Source organism: Streptomyces sp. DF42 (assembly GCF_058267695.1).
Genome location: NZ_CM177859.1, coordinates 1636562 through 1654246, shown reverse-complemented (window position 1 = coordinate 1654246; position 17685 = coordinate 1636562). Strand labels below are relative to the sequence as shown.

General features: G+C 70.4%; 15 protein-coding genes and 3 pseudogenes. 12 read left to right on the top strand and 6 right to left on the bottom strand.

The features are described 5' to 3' along the window. Positions 1–14 precede the first annotated feature (14 nt). Both ACYUED_RS07450 and ACYUED_RS07445 read right to left on the bottom strand, forming a co-directional pair. Positions 15–1880 (bottom strand): AAA family ATPase, encoded by a 1866-nt coding sequence (locus ACYUED_RS07450; protein ID WP_491291497.1) that lies wholly within the window; start codon positions 1878–1880, stop codon positions 15–17. Between the two features lie 426 nt (positions 1881–2306). Further along, a complete protein-coding gene (locus ACYUED_RS07445; protein ID WP_491291496.1) occupies positions 2307–2957 on the bottom strand; it encodes a uridine kinase family protein in 651 nt (216 codons plus the stop codon). Between the two features lie 256 nt (positions 2958–3213). Between ACYUED_RS07445 and ACYUED_RS07440 the strand changes: the two genes are divergently transcribed. From ACYUED_RS07440 to ACYUED_RS07420, 5 genes are all read left to right on the top strand, one after another. Then, positions 3214–4164 carry a hypothetical protein gene (locus tag ACYUED_RS07440; RefSeq protein ID WP_491291495.1) on the top strand — a complete coding sequence of 317 codons (951 nt, stop codon included), beginning with the start codon at positions 3214–3216 and terminating at the stop codon, positions 4162–4164. A 17-nt stretch (positions 4165–4181) separates the two neighbouring features. Continuing rightward, a complete protein-coding gene (locus tag ACYUED_RS07435; protein WP_491291494.1) occupies positions 4182–5693 on the top strand; it encodes an amino acid permease in 1512 nt (503 codons plus the stop codon). A 213-nt stretch (positions 5694–5906) separates the two neighbouring features. Beyond that, the gene (locus ACYUED_RS07430) at positions 5907–7250 is read left to right on the top strand and encodes a C39 family peptidase (RefSeq protein WP_491291493.1); all 1344 of its coding nucleotides are present in this window, start codon (positions 5907–5909) and stop codon (positions 7248–7250) included. 143 nt (positions 7251–7393) lie between these two features. After that, a complete protein-coding gene (locus ACYUED_RS07425) occupies positions 7394–7534 on the top strand; it encodes an SCO1431 family membrane protein (protein WP_491291492.1) in 141 nt (46 codons plus the stop codon). A gap of 122 nt (positions 7535–7656) precedes the next feature. Continuing rightward, a complete protein-coding gene (locus ACYUED_RS07420; protein ID WP_491291491.1) occupies positions 7657–8316 on the top strand; it encodes a TetR/AcrR family transcriptional regulator in 660 nt (219 codons plus the stop codon). Positions 8317–8367: 51 nt separating this feature from the next. On the opposite strand, the pseudogene ACYUED_RS07415 reads toward ACYUED_RS07420, so the two are convergent. After that, a pseudogene (locus ACYUED_RS07415) lies at positions 8368–9599 on the bottom strand (glycoside hydrolase family 18 protein). A 347-nt stretch (positions 9600–9946) separates the two neighbouring features. Here ACYUED_RS07415 and ACYUED_RS07410 point away from each other — a divergent pair. Continuing rightward, positions 9947–11119 carry an acyl-CoA dehydrogenase gene (locus tag ACYUED_RS07410; protein WP_491291490.1) on the top strand — a complete coding sequence of 391 codons (1173 nt, stop codon included), beginning with the start codon at positions 9947–9949 and terminating at the stop codon, positions 11117–11119. Here ACYUED_RS07410 and ACYUED_RS07405 read toward each other — a convergent pair. Continuing rightward, positions 11082–11327, bottom strand: a complete 246-nt coding sequence (locus ACYUED_RS07405; RefSeq protein ID WP_491291489.1) for a hypothetical protein — start codon at positions 11325–11327, stop codon at positions 11082–11084. The genes ACYUED_RS07410 and ACYUED_RS07405 overlap by 38 nt on opposite strands. Before the next feature lie 139 nt (positions 11328–11466). Here ACYUED_RS07405 and ACYUED_RS07400 point away from each other — a divergent pair. Both ACYUED_RS07400 and ACYUED_RS07395 read left to right on the top strand, forming a co-directional pair. Beyond that, positions 11467–11758, top strand: a pseudogene (locus ACYUED_RS07400) (Rv3169 family protein); the annotation flags it as partial. A 4-nt stretch (positions 11759–11762) separates the two neighbouring features. Then, positions 11763–12278 (top strand): annotated as a pseudogene (locus ACYUED_RS07395) (protein kinase family protein); the annotation flags it as partial. Positions 12279–12299: 21 nt separating this feature from the next. On the opposite strand, the gene ACYUED_RS07390 reads toward ACYUED_RS07395, so the two are convergent. After that, the gene (locus tag ACYUED_RS07390) at positions 12300–12734 is read right to left on the bottom strand and encodes a hypothetical protein (RefSeq protein ID WP_491291488.1); all 435 of its coding nucleotides are present in this window, start codon (positions 12732–12734) and stop codon (positions 12300–12302) included. Between the two features lie 268 nt (positions 12735–13002). Between ACYUED_RS07390 and ACYUED_RS07385 the strand changes: the two genes are divergently transcribed. The 4 genes from ACYUED_RS07385 (at position 13003) to fxsA (ending at position 17094) form a co-directional block, all read left to right on the top strand. Beyond that, on the top strand, positions 13003–13443 hold the full coding sequence (locus ACYUED_RS07385; RefSeq protein WP_030677853.1) for an Lrp/AsnC family transcriptional regulator: 441 nt from the start codon (positions 13003–13005) through the stop codon (positions 13441–13443). Between the two features lie 47 nt (positions 13444–13490). Continuing rightward, positions 13491–15104: an amidohydrolase gene (locus ACYUED_RS07380; RefSeq protein WP_491291487.1), complete on the top strand. Its 1614-nt coding sequence runs from the start codon at positions 13491–13493 to the stop codon at positions 15102–15104. 536 nt (positions 15105–15640) lie between these two features. Then, a complete protein-coding gene (locus tag ACYUED_RS07375) occupies positions 15641–16435 on the top strand; it encodes a polyprenol monophosphomannose synthase (RefSeq protein ID WP_491291486.1) in 795 nt (264 codons plus the stop codon). A 101-nt stretch (positions 16436–16536) separates the two neighbouring features. Continuing rightward, on the top strand, positions 16537–17094 hold the full coding sequence (fxsA, locus tag ACYUED_RS07370; protein WP_491291485.1) for an FxsA family membrane protein: 558 nt from the start codon (positions 16537–16539) through the stop codon (positions 17092–17094). Between the two features lie 197 nt (positions 17095–17291). On the opposite strand, the gene ACYUED_RS07365 is transcribed toward fxsA, so the two are convergent. After that, complete coding sequence (locus ACYUED_RS07365; protein ID WP_003977404.1) at positions 17292–17666, bottom strand: RNA polymerase-binding protein RbpA; 375 nt, start codon at positions 17664–17666, stop codon at positions 17292–17294. Positions 17667–17685: the final 19 nt, after the last annotated feature.

The window sequence follows — 17685 nt, the reverse complement described above, 5'->3', positions numbered from 1 at the left end:
GGCCCGCGGGTCCGTCACGTCGGGGACGGATCCTGCGGGCCCCGCCCCGACAGCACCTCACCGTAGGCCTGCATCAGGTCGGGCAGCCGCAGTGTCGACAGGTCGTCCCGGGACAGCGACCCCGGATACATCGACAACCGCAGATCCCGGTAAGCGCAGCTCTTCTCGTACAGCGTGCGCAAGAACCGGCCGTTGCCGAGTTCGTCGATCCACGCCTGGTCCACCACGTGTCCGGCGATCGAGCGCAGCTCGTCCAGGGCCTCCTCGTCCCACACGTCGCCGTTCTCGGCGGCCAGGACCTCGCCGATCGAGGTGAGTTCGAGGGGCCGGTACGACGGGAAGTCGACGCGGGTCGTGAAGCGGGAGGAGAGGCCGGGATTGGCGGCCAGCAGACGATCCATGCCCTCCGGGTAGCCGGCCAGGATGACGACCAGGTGGTCGCGGTTGTCCTCGGCCCGCTTCAGCAGCACCTGCAAGGCCTCGTCGCCGTACGCGTCGCCCTTGCCGTAGCCGGAGTTGGAGAGCGAGTAGGCCTCGTCGACGAAGAGCACACCGCCGATCGCGGAGTCGATCAGTTCGTTGGCCTTCACGGCTGTCTGGCCCAGGTACTCGCCGACCAGGTCGGCCCGCTGGGCCTCCACGAGGTGGTCGCCGCCGAGCAGTCCGAGGGCGTAGAAGACACGGCCCAGGATGCGGGCCACCGTGGTCTTGCCGGTGCCCGAGGGGCCGGAGAAGACGAAGTGCCGCTTGGGCGGCTGCACCGGCAGTCCCTGACCCGTGCGCAGCCGCGCCATGTTCAACTGCGCGGACAGCGCCTTGACTTGGCGCTTCACCGGCTCCAGGCCCACCATGCGCTCCAGCTCGGCGAGCGCCTCTTCGAGGAGGGCGGGGTCGGTGGGGCCGGCGGGCAGCGCAGACCCGGCGGGGCCGACGGTCTTGTGGCGCACCGTAGGGTCGATCGCCGACGGCAGTGAGCCCACCGGCGGCAGGTCGGACTCGGAGAACCTCAGGTCCCGGCCCTCGGCGCCGAACAGCGGGTCCAGGGTGTCGGGGCCCTCCAGCGTGTCCTGGCCGCCGGAGAGAGTGATCGCCGCGAGGTCGGTGGACTCGTCGTACCCGTCGCCCTCGGCGATCGCCGCGAGTCGGGCCGAGGTGTCCATGAAGGCGGGGTCGACGCGGTGCACGGCGCGGTAGAGGGGGAGGGCGGCGGCCGAGCGGCCGGTGCCCTCGTGGGCCCGCGCGAGCCAGTAGCGCAGCTCCTTGCGTTGCGGCTGCTCGCTGCGGCAGCGCATCAGGGCTGTGGACAGAAGGGGCTCGGCCTGTCCGTACATCTCCAGGCGGACCCGGGCCATGCCGCCGAACAGGCCCGCCTCGATGCCGAGCAGGGCGTCGTCGATCAGTGGTTCGGTGTGGCGGACGAGCTGGTCCCAGTCCTTGACGAGATAGGAGCGGCAGGCGTGCAGAAAGCGGACCTGCGGGTCGGTGTCCACGGGCGGCAGGCCCGCGAGCGCCCGGTCCAGCTCGGGAACATGGCGGCCGTCCAGCCAGTGCGAGGCGTGCGCGAGCAGCAGATCGCGCGGGCTCTCCAGCACGGGTTGCACCCACCAGCCCAGCCAGTACCAGGAGTTGAGGGCCCTGCGGTGCCGGGCGCGCTGTTCCCCGAAGCGGTCCCGGTGCCGGAACATCCGTAACAGCGCGGTCGTCGTGTCGACGCGCAGCGCGTGCAGGCCGAGCCAGCCGTCGGCCATCCCGGGATCCATCCGGACCGCGGCCCGGAACTCCTCCTCCGCCTGTGGATAGGCGCCCATCGTGTAGGCATCCACACCTCGCAGCCAGGCGAGGTCGGCCGGGGCCTCGGGGCCCTGCATGCCGAAATCCATCACGTCCCCCACAAACCGTGCCCCCGTCGGTTGACCGCCGGACCGTCGCCGTCGGCCTCCTAGATCGAACCGCCGTACCGCGGACCGGAGTTGCGGTGCGCGCAGCCGTCCGAAGGTCGCACCGAGGGCATCGTACCTGCGCAGGTGTCACCCGCCGAAGGGTGCCGCACAGGCCGTTTGGTGAGGTGGGAGCAGACGGGGCGCACTTCGGACGGTGACCGTGGGTGAGCAAAACCCGCCGCGCGGCGTCCGGAAAAGTGGAGTGAGGGCAGAACGAAGCCCCCGATCACGGGGGAACAACCGGGGGCTTCGCGACTGCGGGCGGCTTCGAACGACCGCACATTCAGAACGTAAGTCCTGTACGGCCCGTCGGTCAAGCCGAGTTGAGGCACTCCGGGAAGTTCTCCGGAGGCGGTCTTCACAAGTTCAGCACACTGCCGTTGGTCCGTCACCGTGCGTGATTTTCTGGTTCGGCCCAACCGTCGTCGCAGGCCCCGGCAGCACCTCGTACCCCTTCTTCGACTGTCGCACCAGAAGGTCGGCGAACGGTCGCGAGGGATCCTCGGCGAAGTGCCGTCGTTCCGCCCTGACCCACCCGGCCCAGAACTCCCTCTGCTCTTCCCCGTCCCGCTGCTGTCCGCGCGCCCAGGACTCCTCGTGCGGCAACTCCATCCACAGGAGGGCCGCAAGATGCGGGCGCAGTGCGCGGCGGCCGGCGCCGACGCCCTCGACGAGGATCACCGGTGCGGGCGGCAGCGCGCGGGGCGGTCCGAAGCGGCGGGTGTGCCAGTCGTAGACGGAGTAGCGGGCACTCTCGCCGCGGCCCAGCGGTTCGATCACCTCGGTCAGCAGCCGCCCGCTCCACTCGAACAACTCGTCGTGGCTGGCGATGTCGTCGAGGTGCAGCACGGGTGCCCCGTCCAGCGCCCGGGCCAACTGCCCGGCGAACGTGGACTTTCCGGAGCCGGCGTGTCCGTCGACGCCGATCAGGCGGACCGGGCCGCAGGACGGCGGCAGGCGACGGAGCCGGGAGGCGAGGTTTCGAATGGTCGTTTCCTTGTGTGGCGCGGGTGGCATATTCGGCGGGAACATTCTAGCGGTGGGTGAAATCGGGGCGTATGGGGGTCGTGTTTCGGGGCCGTGTACGGGTTTCGCTCATGAGGCCCGGAAATTAGTGCCGCATTGAACTAGTCGTTGACTGGCCGCGAGCCAGTGTTATTCTCGCGCCGAAACCTCGACACGCCTTCTCGAAAACAGCGTTCCGGTAGCGCTCTTCGCTGAGTAGGGTGCCAGGTGCACAAGTGTGCGACGTCGTACGGGGAGACAGGAGCAGATGGCCGCGGGGTTATTCGAAGGGCAGTATGTTTGGCATCCGGCGGCCGACGACCGCTTGCTCGCGAGCGTATGCGTCGACATCCGTGCGGGCCGCTATCGGAGCGCACGCGAATCTCTCACCGAAACCCGCGACGACTTCGGGCTGCGCGCCCACCGCTCCCTGGTCCTCGCCTCGGAGGCCGCCGACTCCGATCTCGCCGAGCACTGGCTGGCCGAGGAGCCGACGCCCGAGGCCGCGCTGCTGTGGGCGCGGGTGGCGGTGCTGCGGGCGCTGGGCGCGGCCGACGCGCGCGACGGGCGGGCCGAGGCCCTGGAGCGGATCGCGCTCGCGGCCTGCGACCGGGCGGCCGCCGCGAACCCGGCCGATCCCACGCCCTGGGCGGCACGGCTGGCCATGGCCAGGCTGCACCGGCTCAGCGACCCTGCCCCACGGGGGCTGCTCACCGCGCCGCCCGGGCCATGGCGGCTGTTCGCGCACGTGCTGTCCCTCGACCCGTGGCACCGCGAGGCCCATCACCGCTTCCTGGCCTGTTTCTTCACCCGCTACGGCGGCTCCGTGAACGCCGCCTGGGACGTCGCCGCCTTCCTCGGCCAGCGTGCCCCCGCCGACTCCCCGCTGCGACTGCTGCCGCTCGTCTCCCTCGTCGAGAGCTACAACCCGACCCAACTGCTCGCCGACCGCGTCTGGGAGCAGCCGCAGTGGCGCTCCACCGCCCTCGCGATCTACCAGAACTGGCTGCCCACGGTGGCGGGCTACCGCTTCACGCCGGTGCTCGACCTGGCCTATCTCGCACACGCCCTGGTCATGGGTAAGCGCGAGTTCGAGGCGCGGGCGGTCTTCGCGGCGATGGGACCGTACGCCTCGCGCATGCCCTGGTCGGCCTTCGGGGAGCCGGCCGACCAGCTGTCCCGGGCCCGTCGCGCCTGCGGTCTCCCTGTCCCCCCATAGAGAGAAAGGCCCGGCAGATGTCAGAACGAACAGCAGAACCGAAGACGCTCGACGACGACGCCACCCTGCACGCGATGGGTTACCCGAGAAAACTCACGCGGCGCTTCAAAGCCTTCGACAATTTCGCCATCTCCTTCACCATCATCAACATCATCTCGGGTATTTTCTCCGGCTTCGGATTCGGCATGAATGCCGGCGGCCCCCGCATTCTGGTGTTCGGCTGGATAGGCGTTTCCGTCATGGTGCTCTTCGTCGGTCTCGCCATGGCGGAAGTCGCCTCCGCCTATCCCACGAGCGGCGCGCTCTATTTCTCCGCCGCCAAACTCGCCAAACGACACAAGGGAGCCTGGTCCTGGTACACGGGCTGGCTGAACTTCGTGGGCCAGATCGGCGGCACGGCCGCCACCGGCTACGCGGCGGCCACCTTCATCCAGGCCTTCATCGCCCTGCAGTGGTCCTCGTATGTGCCGACCGCCCACCAGACGGTGCTGATCACGGCGCTGCTGATCGTGCTGCAGGGGTTCGCCAACACCTACACCGTCCAGTTGGTCGCGCTCCTCAACCGGATCTCCGTGTGGTGGCTGCTGGTCGGGCTCGTGGTGATCGTGGGCGCCCTGACCGTCGGACCCGACCAGCATCAGTCGGCGTCCTTCGTCACGCATTTCGCGAACAACACCGGTTTCACCAACGGGCTTTACGGCGGGATGCTCGGCCTGCTCGTCACCAGCTGGACCTTCACCGGCTTCGACGGCAGCTTCCACATGTCCGAGGAAACGGTGCGGGCCACGGTGAACGCCCCGAAGGGGATCACACGCGCAATCGGCTGGTCGGCGATCACCGGACTGATCCTGATGCTCGCACTGGTCTACAGCATTCACGACTACGACCATGTGGCGAGCGCATCCGCTCCGCCCGTCCAGATTCTCATCGACGGACTCGGCCTGGGCACCGCCAAGGTGCTCCTGCTGATCGTGATCGGCGCGATGCTCTTCTGCGGTCTCGCCAATCTCACCAGCAACACCCGGCAGATCTTCGCCTTCTCCCGCGACGGTGCCATGCCCGGTTCCCGCCTGTGGCACTCGGTCTCGCCGCGCACCCGCACCCCCGTCAAGGCCGTCTGGCTGGCGGTCGGCTGCTCGCTGGCCCTCGTCCTGCCCGGCTGGTGGTCGCACACGGCGTTCACCGCCATCGTCAGCGTCAACGTCGTCGGACTCTTCCTCGCCTACGGCGTGCCGATCCTGCTCCGGCTGAGCCTGGGCGCGGAGTTCCAGCCGGGACCGTGGCACCTGGGCCGCTGGAGCCGGCCCGTCGGCGTGGTCGCGGTGGCCTGGATCCTGCTCAGCAGCGTCCTGTTCATGCTCCCGCAGGCCTCACCGATCACCGTCGACTCCTTCAACTACGCACCGATCGCCCTCGCCCTCGTGCTGGCCGTCGCCACGGTCTGGTGGTTCGCCACCGCCCGCCGCCGCTTCCAGGGGCCGGTCAGCTACGGCCGCCCCGACGAGGTCGCGGCGATGGACCTGATCTGAGTCCCGGGCCCGGCGCACCCCACCCTGCGCCGGGCCGGACGGCGCAGCAGGTCATGCCACTGGTGGAGACCAATATTCGTGGGCGTGGCATGGGCCGAAGTGCTGGCAGGACGTACCGCCTGCGGCCATAGTTGGCGCACGTGCGGCACCACCCGCAGCGCAGGAGTGCCGTTGCATCCGTCCCGACTCGGACACTTGGGGGTCGTTCCGCCCATGGGCAGAGCCGAACAGCCGTCCCGCAGAAACGTCCTGGCCGCCGCGGTCGCCGCGGCAGTGGTGGCCCCGATGGTCACGGCCGGCGTGGCCCATGCCGCGAGGCCTCCGGCAGGCCACGTCGACCACCACGCCTGGACCAGGGCCCCCGACTGGCGCGCCGGCACCGCGAGGGGCACCCGCACCGTCGTGGGCGCCCGGCCCGGCGTGGTGATCGCCACCCCCGCCGGCACGACCGACTACACCGACCCGCACACCGGCACGACGGCTGCCTGGGAGTACGCGACCTGGACGTCCCCCGTCCACCGGCTCCGCGTCCCCGCCACCGAGGTCATCGCCTCGTGGAACGCGCACACCCCGGCCGGCACCTGGCTCCAGATCGAGCTGCACGGCACCTACTCCGACGGCACGGAGACCCCCTGGTACGTGATGGGCCGCTGGGCGGCCGGCGACCAGGACATCAAGCGGACCTCGGTCGACGGACAGACCGACGGCAAGAGCACCATCTGGACCGACACCTTCGCCATCGACGACGCGACGACCGGCCTGCGCCTGGTCTCGTACCGTCTGCGCCTCACCCTCCACCGCAAGCCCGGCACCAAGCTCACCCCCACCGTGTGGCGCGTGGGCGCGATGGGTTCGGACGTCCCGGACCGCTTCACGGTCCCGGCCTCCACGCCCGGTCTCGCCAAGGAGCTGGCCGTCCCGCGCTACTCGCAGGAGATCCACAAGGGCCAGTACCCCGAGTACGACAACGGCGGCGAGGCCTGGTGCAGCCCCACCTCCTCGCAGATGATCATCGAGTACTGGGGCGGCCGGCTCAGTCCCGACCAACTGGCCTGGGTGGACCCGGCGTTCGCCGACCCGCAGGTGTGCCAGGCCGCCCGCTTCACCTTCGACTACCAGTACGAGGGCTGCGGCAACTGGCCGTTCAACGCCGCCTACGCGGCCACGTACAAGGGTCTGCAGGGCGTGGTCACCCGGCTCGGCTCGCTCACCGATCTGGAGATGCTGATCGCGGCCGGTATCCCGGCCATAACGTCCCAGTCGTTCCTCAAGGAGGAGCTGACGGGGGCGGGTTACGGGACTTCGGGGCATCTGATGACCGTCATAGGGTTCACCGCCGAGGGCGATGTGATCGCCAACGACCCGGCCTCGCAGGACGACTCCGCCGTGCGGCGCGTCTACAAGCGGCGCGAGTGGGAGAACATCTGGCTGCGCACCAAGCGCTACAACGCCACCGGCAAGGTCGTCTCCGGCACCGGAGGCGTCTGCTACCTGTACTTCCCGGCGCGTCCCACGGCGCACCAGCGCAGGGCGCTGGCGGCGGTCGGCGTGCGCTGACCCGTCCCGAAGCGTACGAAAGGCCCCGGGAAACCGGGGCCTTTCGCCTGTGAGCAACGTCTCTGCGGCAAAAGCCGTTCCAGGTGGCAAGGTGGACAAAGCCGTAGGGGAGTCCACCGCACGTCCGACCTCAGCGAGATGCCATGACCGCACACTCAGCGACCGCCGCCCGCACCCGCACCGGCGGCCCCAAGGGCGAGGGCCCGAAGATCCTCGAGCACGTCATGGGCTGGACCCTCGTCGTGCTCGTCGCGATGCTCGTCGTCCAGCTCGGCCTGCTGTGAGCTGACCCGTACCGGCCCGGCTCCCGCTGCACCCACCGCAGTCGATCAGAGTCGAACGAGTGGGCATGGTTGTTCTGACATACTGCGGATGTCCCGCCGCCCGCTGGAGACCAGGGTCGAAATTGAAGATCAGCCAACAGAGCGACACCAACCGCCCCCGGGCGCGCGGCACCGAGCGCTCGCTGGCGCGCCGCGCCGAACTCATCACCATCGGGCGGAAGTTGTTTGCCGACACCTCGTACGACGCGCTCTCGATGGATGACATCGCACGGCAGGCACGGGTCGCCAAGGGGCTGATCTACTACTACTTCCAGTCCAAGCGCGGCTACTACCTGGCGATCATCCACGACTCCGTCGCCGACCTGATCACCTACGCGGCCAGCGGTCTGGAACTGGGGCAGGTGGACCGGGTCCACCGCACCATGGACGGCTATCTGCGCTACGCCGAGCACAACCAGGCCGCCTTCCGTGCGATCGTCAGCGGTGGCGTCGGCTTCGACGCCGAGGTGCACGCCATCCGGGACGGGGTGCGCGAGGCGATCGTAGCGACCGTCGCCGAAGGGGCCTACGGCCGCACGGACATCGCCCCGCTCGCCCGCATGGGCCTGCTCTCCTGGGTGTGCAGCGTCGAGGGCGCCACCCTCGACTGGATCGACCGCCCCCAGCTCTCCCGCGACCAGCTGCGCGAGCTCCTGGTCAAGACGCTCGGCGGCACCATGCGGGCCATCGAGGAGATGGACCCGGCCTACCCCACTCCCGTCCCCGCCCGCCGGGGTGCATGAGCGAGGGGCGGAGGCTCCCGCGCCCCCGCCCCGACCACCGTACTCCCGAGGTCAGTTGATCGACTTGATCAGCTCACCGTTCGCGGTGTCCCCGCTCAGCTCCCAGAAGAACGTGCCGCCCAGACCCTGCTGGTTCTTGTACGTCATCTTCGTGCCGATGGTCGACGGCGTGTCGTAACTCCACCAGTTGCTCCCGCACTTGGCGTACGCGGTGCCGCCCACCGTGCCGGTCGCCGGGCACTTGGACCTGAGCACCTTGTAGTCGTCGATGCCCTGCTCGTACGTCCCCGCGGCCGGACCGGTCGCGGTGCCGCCGGGTGCGCCTGCGTGACACCGGTCCACCCGCGGCCGTAGAAGCCGATTCCGAGCAACAGCTTCGAGGCCGGGATGCCGAGGCCCTTGAGCCTGGCGATGGTCGCCGAGGTGTAGAAGTCGGCCTTCGGTAGGCCGGAGTAGGAGTTCAGCGGCGAGTGCGGGGCCGTCGGGCCGGTCGAGTCCCAGGCGCCGAAGTAGTCGTACGTCATCGGGTTGTACCAGTCGACGTACTGCGCCGCACCCGCGTAGTCCGCGGCGTCGATCCTGCCGCCGCTGGTGGCGTCCGCGGTGATCGCCGCGGTGACCTGGGCGCTGCTGCCGAACTTCGAACGCAGCGCCCCCATCAGGTTCTTGAAGGCCTCCTTGCCGCTGGTGTCGCAGGTGTTGCCGCAGGCGTTCGGGTACTCCCAGTCGATGTCGATGCCGTCGAAGACGCCGGCCCACTGGGAGTTCTTCACCAGGTCGTAGCAGGACTGGGCGAAGGCGGCCGGGTTCTTCGCGGCCTCGCCGAAGCCGCCCGACCAGGTCCAACCGCCGAAGGACCACAGGACCTTGAGTCCCGGGTGCTTCTTCTTGAGCTTCAGCAGCTGGTTGAAGTTGCCGCGCAGCGGCTGGTCCCAGCTGTCGGCGACCCCGTCCACCGACTCCGCCGCGCTGTAGGCGCGGTCGGTCGCGGCATAGGCGTCGCCCATCGCGCACTTGCCGCCGGTGACGTTGCCGAAGGCGTAGTTGATGTGCGTGAGCCTGGCCGCCGAGCCGGACGTCTCGACGTTCTTGACGTAGTACTTGCGGTCGTAGGTGCCCCATTCGGTGAAGTAGCCGACGACCTTGGACCCGGCGGCTTGCCGGGAGGACTGTTCGGCGGCGGCGGTGCCGGCGCCGGCCGGCAGCCCGGCGCCGAGGACCGCGCAGCACGCGGTGGAGACGAGCGCCCGGAACGAGGCGCGGGGGCGGTGCGGAATGTGCATCGGGTGTCTCCTCGTGGGGGAGAGGGGAACGCGCGCCGATTGGCATGAACGCGGTAAAGCGTTGGTCGGGAACAGTAGGAGGACTAGACCAGTGCGGTCAATGGTGCGTACCAATTTCGCGAGGATTCGCGGGGGCTTTCCGGCGGGGCGGGATATTCTTGAAGTGAGCGGTCGTTAACTGGTGACGTGATGCCTCCGATCGGGCATACTCACAGCGCACAGCCGCTGGTCAGCAGCTTCCGAGACCCGGGAGAGCGGGCATCGGCCAGGCCTCAGTACGACCCGGCGGAGCCGCCCCCACCCAGGGCGCATCGCCGATGTGCCCTAACAGGGAGGAGAGCGTCGCCATGCCCGACCGCGCCGCGCAGCCGGTGGACCGTCAACTGCCCACAGACGAGGCCCGGGATCTGATCTCGCTCGTCCGTGACATCGCCCAGCGGGAGATCGCGCCGAAGGCGGCCGAGGAGGAGGACGCAGGACGCTTCCCGCGCGAGGTCTTCACGCTGCTCTCGGAGGCCGGCCTGCTCGGCCTGCCGTACGACTGCGAGTACGGCGGTGGTGACCAGCCCTACGAGGTCTACCTCCAGGTCCTCGAAGAGCTCGCGGCAGCCCGCCTCACGGTGGGCCTCGGCGTCAGCGTGCATACCCTCGCCTCGTACGCGCTCGCCGCCTACGGATCCAAGCAGCAGCAGGTCGAGCACCTGCCCGCGATGCTCGGCGGCGGCCTGCTGGGCGCCTACTGCCTGTCCGAGCCGTCCTCCGGATCCGACGCCGCGTCCCTGCGGACGAAGGCTGTGCGCGAGGGTGAGGAGTGGGTGATCACCGGCACCAAGGCCTGGATCACGCACGGCGGCATCGCCGACTTCTACACGGTCATGGCCCGCACCGGCGAGGAGGGGCCCCGTGGCATCACCGCCTTCCTGGTCCCCGGCGACGCCGAGGGGCTGAGCGGGGCCGTGCCCGAGAAGAAGATGGGCATGAAGGGCTCACCGACCGCGCAGGTCCACTTCGACGGTGTGCGGGTGCCGGACGAGCGGCGCATCGGCGAGGAGGGGCAGGGCTTCGCGATCGCCCTGTCCGCGCTCGACTCCGGCCGGCTCGGCATCGCGGCCTGCGCGATCGGCCTCGCCCAGGCGGCACTCGACGAGGCGGTCGCGTACGCCACCGGGCGGCAGCAGTTCGGGCGGCCCATCGCCGACTTCCAGGGGCTGCGCTTCATGCTCGCCGACATGGCGACCCAGATCGAGGCGGGCCGGGCGCTGTATCTGGCGGCGGCGCGGCTGCGTGACGCGGGGCGGCCGTTCGCCAAGCAGGCGGCCATGGCCAAGCTGCACTGCACGGACACCGCGATGAAGGTGACCACTGACGCCGTCCAGGTCCTCGGCGGATACGGCTACACCGCGGACTTCCCGGTCGAGCGCCATATGCGCGAGGCCAAGGTCCTGCAGATCGTCGAGGGCACCAACCAGATTCAGCGGATGGTCATCGCCCGTCACCTCGCGGGTCCTGAAACACGCTGAACTGTCCCGGTGCGACCTGCGGGGCTGCCAGCCTGACCCACTCCGGGTCGTGGCGGCCCGGCAGGGTGCGGCCCCGGTCGGCCCAGATGCGCAGCAGATCGCGGTAGATCGGCGGGTCCTGGAGCTGCGGCGCAGGCGGAACCGTTGCTGCGGGCGGCGGGACGAACGCGAGGCGCTGACGCCCAAGCGCGGTGTAGGTGGGGGTCATACCAGGGCAACGCGGAGCCAGGCGGACAGGTCACCCACCCGTGAAATCGACCGTGAGTTCGCGGACGTCCGACTCCCTCCCCGGCTACCGCCAGCTGTCTGACGTACCGTCAGCCCAGCCGTCTCCAGGGAGGTTCGGCGTGGCCGACGACCGCCCCGTACCGCTCGACGAATACCCCGTGCACCAGGTCCCCCCTGTCCATGAAGCACCTGGCGACGGGGGACCGGAACGCCTACGACCGTTGCATCTTCCACGTCCTCGACCACGAGGGGCGCGCGCTGCTCATCTTTGGCCTCGGCGTCTATCCCGACGTCGGTGTGATCGACGCGTACGCGACCCTGCGGACCGGGGACACGCTGTACGCCGTACGAGCCTCCGACGCCCTCGGCGACGACCGCATGAGGCTCGCTGTCGGCCCGCTCAGGATCGAGCGACTGGGTCGTCGACGGACGCGCCCGCTCACCCTCATGGAGGCCGCCTTCGACCGGCTGGAGGAGCTCCGGCCGAACGACCCGGGCGCACCGGTCCTCGCCTGGGGCGACGCGCGCATCGGGGACGTCGTCCACGACGGCTTCGAACCCGCGGCCGTCCTCGACCGGGAGATGGCGGCCCAGGTCCCGCGCGAGGTCGACCTCGGCTGGACCGTGTATCTGCACCGCTTCTTCCACGACCTGACGGTCGCCTTCGGACAGCCCGGCCTCCCGGCCTTCCTGCGCCGGGACCGGGTCGAGGCCACGCTATGCCGAACTCACCGGCCACACACCGCGCGACATGGACTTCCACACCCTGTACGCCGCCCTGCGGCACGCGATCGTCATGCTGCGTATCGCCTACCGGCAGGTGCACTTCGGCGAGGCCGCCGTCCCGCCGGATCCGGACACACTGATCCTGCACCACGGCAGCCTGCGGGCCATGGTGCAGGGCAGGTACTGGGATCGGGCGATGCCTTGAAGCGAACCGAGTGAAGGCTGCTCAGGCGGCCTGGCGCCGTATGACGGGGACCCTGATCGGGCGCGAGGCCGGGCCGCCGACGTGCGAGAACGGCTGCGTCCGCCAGTCGAGCCCCTGAGGGAGCGTCAACAGCAGCGCGGCGTCCTGCTCCTGGGGCCCCGCCGACTCGTCCGCGGACCGGGCCTCGGCTGCCCTGCGGCCGGTACCGTCGCAGACCGTGAGGCCGAACGGGTTCCACGGCGAGGCACACAGCCCATGCTCCGGGAGGACCTCCTCGTCCGCGAGCAGGGCGATGGGCTGCACGCAGTCCGGGCAGATCACCCGGTACATCTCGAAGGTGTCGTACGCGTCGAATTCGTCCTCGAAGGCGTCGGGTTCGACGCCCTCCGGCTCGGGCTCGACAACTGCCTGGAGCCGCTTGGGCGCGGTACGACCAGGGCGCTTAAGACTCTGCATGGATTAACTCCCCCTCGGGCTGGGCCGTAAGGCACTGCGGCCTCGACCACAGCAAGCACTTCCCGCCCGATCACGGCGGTAATCACGAGACCATCACGGAGGCGTCTCGGCTGGTGTGGTGTTCGTCACATGCCGCCCGCAGATGCCGATGGTGGACGTTTTGTCCCCCGGACGGCGCACGGGCCGCTCCCGGCCACATCACAAACCGGGCATGACCTGGGCTGCTCAGGTATCCGAGGAGATCAGGAGCACTGTAGGTTCTTGCGCCATGGAGGAGCTGGACCGTCAAATCGTGCAGCTGCTCGTCAAGGACGGGCGGATGAGCTACACAGACCTGGGCAAGGCCACGGGCCTGTCCACGTCGGCCGTGCACCAGCGGGTGCGCCGGCTGGAACAGCGTGGCGTCATCCGCGGCTATGCCGCGGTGGTCGACCCCGAGGCCGTCGGTCTGCCCATGACCGCGTTCATCTCGGTCAAACCGTTCGACCCCAGCGCGCCCGACGACATCGCGGAGCGCCTGGCCGGGGTACCGGAGATCGAGGCCTGCCACAGCGTCGCGGGCGACGAGAACTACATCCTCAAGGTGCGGGTGGCGACCCCGCACGAACTGGAGGAGCTGCTGGCGAGGCTGCGCAGCCTGGCCGGCGTCTCCACCCGGACGACGGTGGTCCTGTCGACACCGTACGAGGCCCGGCCGCCACGGATCTGACACACCTGCGTGCAGGGCGGCCGCGGTGAGGCGCGAGACTGTTCCCCATGAGTGAGCGCACCCCCGGCCCGAAGACCGTCCTGCTCCGCCGCGGAGAGGTCCACAGCCCCGCCGACCCCTTCGCGACCGCGATGGTCGTGGAGCGCGGCCAGGTCGCCTGGGTCGGCTCCGAGGGCGCCGCCGACGCCTTCGCGGACGGCGTCGACGAGGTGGTCGACCTGGACGGCGCCCTCGTCACCCCCGCGTTCACCGACGCCCATGTACACGCCACCTCCACCGGCCTCGCGCTCACCGGACTCGACCTGTCCGACGCGCCCTCCCTGGAGGCGGCCCTCGCCCTGGTCCGGGACTTCGCCACGGCCCGCCCGCAGGACAAGGTGCTGCTCGGGCACGGCTGGGACGCCGCCCGCTGGCCCGGCGGCCACCCCCCGACGCGCGCGGAACTGGACGAGGCCGCCGGAGGCCGCCCGCTCTACCTCTCCCGCATCGACGTCCACTCGGCCGTCGTCACCACGGCCCTGCTCGACATGGCCCCCGCAATCGGCACGGGACCCGGCGCACCGGATGCCCCGCTGACCACCGGTGCCCATCACGCCGTACGCGCCGCCGCGTTCGCAGCAGTGACGCCGGCCCAGCGGGCCGAGGCCCAGCGCACCGCCCTCGCACACGCCGCCTCCCTCGGCGTCGGCTCGGTCCACGAGTGCGCCGGGCCGGACATCTCCTCGGAGGGCGACTTCACGGATCTCCTGCGCCTGGCCGCGGCGGGGCCGGGCCCTCGGGTCATCGGGTACTGGGCCGAGCAGGACGTGGACAAGGTGCGCGAACTGGGCGCGGCCGGCGCCGCCGGGGACCTCTTCGTCGACGGCGCGCTCGGCTCGCACACCGCGTGCCTGCACACGCCGTACAGCGACGCCGGTCACTCCGGCACCGCCTACCTCGATGCCGACGCCGTCGCCGCGCACGTCACGGCCTGCACCGAGGCGGGCCTCCAGGCGGGCTTCCACGCGATCGGCGACGCCGCCGTGACCGCGGTGGTCGAGGGCGTGCGCGCCGCCGCCGAGAAGGTCGGCCCGGCCCGTGTCCGCGCCGCCCGCCACCGTGTCGAACACGCCGAGATGCTCACCCCGGAGACGATCGCGGCCTTCGCGGAGCTGGGCCTGACGGCCTCCGTCCAGCCCGCCTTCGACGCGCTGTGGGGCGGCGAGGACGGGATGTACGCCCAGCGCCTGGGCGCCGACCGGGCCCGCACCCTGAACCCCTTCGCGGCCCTGCTCAGGGCCGGCGTCCCGCTCGCCTTCGGTTCCGACAGTCCGGTCACGCCCCTCGACCCGTGGGGCACGGTCCGCGCCGCAGCCTTTCACCGCACGCCCGAGCACCGTGTCTCCGTGCGTGCCGCGTTCACGGCCCATACGCGCGGGGGCTGGCGGGCGATCGGCCGCGACGACGCGGGTGTCCTCGTGCCGGGCGCACCCGCCGACTACGCGGTGTGGCGCACCGACGAACTCGTGGTCCAGGCTCCGGACGACCGGGTCGCCCGCTGGTCCACCGACCCCCGCTCCGGCACCCCCGGCCTGCCCGACCTCACCCCGGGCCGCGACCTCCCCGTATGCCTGCGCACCGTGGTGGGCGGGCGGACGGTGTACGTAGGGCCGGGCGAGTGATCTCCCGGGGTGGCGCGGCGCCGATCGCCGCCCGCCACTGCGTCGCGCGACCTGCGTATCCTCCGCCCTGACCAGGGCATTGTCGAAATAGTCGCAGCTCAAACGGCTGTTGACAGCCGATGGCAGGGGGCCGGTAGGTTCGGCCGAGTCCACCACCGGACGCCCGACCGGGGAACTTCCGCGCACTCGTCGCGGCGCCGCTGCGTCAGGACGGTGTGCCGCACCGGGGCACCGCCACTGGGAGCCAGGCTCAGCGCCCGCGCCACGACGAGGGAACGTTCCGGCCGGCCGGGGAGGTGTGACCCGGGTGGGGCCCGGGCGCTCAGTAGACAACGGCTTTCGGTCGATCCGCAGCCAGCGGATCCCAGGTCGGCCCGAAGGGTGCCGGGCCCCCATCCGTAGTTCGCCAAAGCGCCCGAAAACGCGCTCTTACCCCGCTCTTGTGGAATCGACACCACGATACGAACGTGCTGTCGCGTCATTGCAGGCCGTGGCCACTATGGTGGACGTCTGCGGACGGACATGAAGGGGCAGTAGTGAACGACGGCGACGGGACCCTCTCGGCAAAGGCCCAGGGGAGGCAGTTCGGCCCGCTCGGCACGGCCTTGGTGATCATTCCGACCTACAACGAGGCGGAGAACATCAAGTCCATCGTCGGCCGGGTACGCAAGGCCGTCCCCGAGGCGCACGTCCTCGTGGCCGACGACAACAGCCCCGACGGGACCGGCAAGCTCGCCGACGAACTCGCCGTCGAGGACGACCACGTCCAGGTCCTGCACCGCAAGGGCAAGGAGGGCCTCGGCGCCGCCTACCTCGCGGGCTTCCGCTGGGGCCTGGAAAAGGGCTACGGCGTGCTCGTCGAGATGGACGCGGACGGCTCCCACCAGCCCGAGGAACTGCCCCGGCTGCTCACCGCGCTCAAGGGCGCCGACCTGGTCCTGGGCTCCCGCTGGGTACCCGGCGGGCGGGTCGTGAACTGGCCCAGGAGCCGCGAGGTCATCTCCCGCGGCGGCAGCCTCTACTCCCGTCTCGCCCTCGACCTGCCCCTGAAGGACATCACCGGCGGCTACCGCGCCTTCCGGGCCGAGACCCTCGAAGGGCTCGGCCTGGACGAGGTCGCCTCCCAGGGCTACTGCTTCCAGGTCGACCTCGCCCGCCGCGCGGTCAAGGCCGGCTATCACGTCGTCGAGGTGCCCATCACCTTCGTCGAGCGCGAACTCGGCGACTCCAAGATGAGCCGCGACATCCTCGTGGAGGCCCTGTGGCGGGTCACGGCGTGGGGTGTGAGGGAGCGGCTCGGCAAGGTCACGGGCCGCGGCAAGAAGCCCTGACGGCCGTCTCGTCCGCCCGCACAGGCCTTGCGTACGGTTTCACAGGCGCCGTTGATCATTCACTTATCCCGCGCTGAGCCGGGCCCAGGCACACTGGACGCATGACGACTGGTGCTCCGACCCCCACCTACCCCGCCCGGCCCCGCCGCTCCCGGCTGCGGACGTTCCTGCCGCTCGGCGTCGCGGCCTGGGTGGTGCTGGAGATCTGGCTGCTGACCGTGGTCGCGGGTGCGTCGAGCGGGTTCATCGTGTTCCTGCTGCTGCTCGCGGGCTTCGTGCTCGGCGCGGCGGTGATCAAGAAGGCGGGCCGACGCGCCTTCCAGAACCTCAACGAGGCTCTGCAGCGCGGCGGCACCCCGCAGCAGAGCGGCGGAAACGGCCTGCTGATGCTCGGCGGCCTGCTCCTGATGATCCCGGGACTGATCTCGGACGCGGTGGGGCTGCTCCTGCTGATCCCGCCGGTCCAGAAGGCTCTGAGTCGCCTCACCGAGCGCACCCTGGACCGCAAGCTGCGTGAGGCCGGTGCGGGCAGCGTCGGAGACGCCTTCCAGCAGGCCCGTATCCACCGCCCCGACGGCAAGGTCGTCCAGGGCGAGGTCATCCAGCACGAGCCGGGTGACGACACCCCGCAGGAGCCGCGGCCGCCGCTGGCCCGGTGAGCACACCGTAGAGCGGTCGGCTGTGGAGCACGATCGAGCACCGGACGCACGACGTGCTGGACACACGACGTACCGGGCTCGGACGCACCGGGCCCACGACGCATGGACGCACGGCTGCGGGCGCCTACGCGAATTCACGTAGGCGCCCGCAGCCACTTGCTTGTGTGCGTTGTATGTCCGTTCGACCCCGGCGGGAACTAAGCCGACTTGCGGCTGTCCCGCGGGTGGACCGCGATGTTCATCGCGCCCGAACGGAGAACGGCCAGGCGCTCCTCGAGGACCTCTTCGAGTTCCTCGCGGGTGCGCCGTTCCATCAGCATGTCCCAATGTGTACGCGCGGGCTTGGCCTTCTTTTCCTCAGGGCCGTCGCCGTCAACGAGGAGTGCCTGGGCCCCGCAGACCTTGCACTCCCACTCCGGCGGGATCTCCGCCTCGACCGAGAAGGGCATCTCGAAGCGATGGCCCTTCTCGCATGCGTACTCCACGGCCTGGCGCGGGGCCAGGTCGATACCGCGGTCCGTCTCGTAGCTGGTCACCACGAGGCGCGTGCCGCGAAGAGCTCGCTCACTCATGAATCGTGCCTCCCGGGCT

Excerpts from the sequence above, each read along its gene's own strand:
- ACYUED_RS07450 (WP_491291497.1), bottom strand. The coding sequence starts at position 1,880 with ATGGATTTCGGCATGCAGGGCCCCGAGGCCCCGGCCGACCTCGCCTGG.
- ACYUED_RS07445 (WP_491291496.1), bottom strand. The coding sequence starts at position 2,957 with ATGCCACCCGCGCCACACAAGGAAACGACCATTCGAAACCTCGCCTCC.
- ACYUED_RS07440 (WP_491291495.1), top strand. The coding sequence starts at position 3,214 with ATGGCCGCGGGGTTATTCGAAGGGCAGTATGTTTGGCATCCGGCGGCC.
- ACYUED_RS07435 (WP_491291494.1), top strand. The coding sequence starts at position 4,182 with ATGTCAGAACGAACAGCAGAACCGAAGACGCTCGACGACGACGCCACC.
- ACYUED_RS07430 (WP_491291493.1), top strand. The coding sequence starts at position 5,907 with ATGGGCAGAGCCGAACAGCCGTCCCGCAGAAACGTCCTGGCCGCCGCG.
- ACYUED_RS07425 (WP_491291492.1), top strand. The coding sequence starts at position 7,394 with ATGACCGCACACTCAGCGACCGCCGCCCGCACCCGCACCGGCGGCCCC.
- ACYUED_RS07410 (WP_491291490.1), top strand. The coding sequence starts at position 9,947 with ATGCCCGACCGCGCCGCGCAGCCGGTGGACCGTCAACTGCCCACAGAC.
- ACYUED_RS07405 (WP_491291489.1), bottom strand. The coding sequence starts at position 11,327 with ATGACCCCCACCTACACCGCGCTTGGGCGTCAGCGCCTCGCGTTCGTC.
- ACYUED_RS07390 (WP_491291488.1), bottom strand. The coding sequence starts at position 12,734 with ATGCAGAGTCTTAAGCGCCCTGGTCGTACCGCGCCCAAGCGGCTCCAG.
- ACYUED_RS07385 (WP_030677853.1), top strand. The coding sequence starts at position 13,003 with ATGGAGGAGCTGGACCGTCAAATCGTGCAGCTGCTCGTCAAGGACGGG.
- ACYUED_RS07380 (WP_491291487.1), top strand. The coding sequence starts at position 13,491 with ATGAGTGAGCGCACCCCCGGCCCGAAGACCGTCCTGCTCCGCCGCGGA.
- fxsA (WP_491291485.1), top strand. The coding sequence starts at position 16,537 with ATGACGACTGGTGCTCCGACCCCCACCTACCCCGCCCGGCCCCGCCGC.
- ACYUED_RS07365 (WP_003977404.1), bottom strand. The coding sequence starts at position 17,666 with ATGAGTGAGCGAGCTCTTCGCGGCACGCGCCTCGTGGTGACCAGCTAC.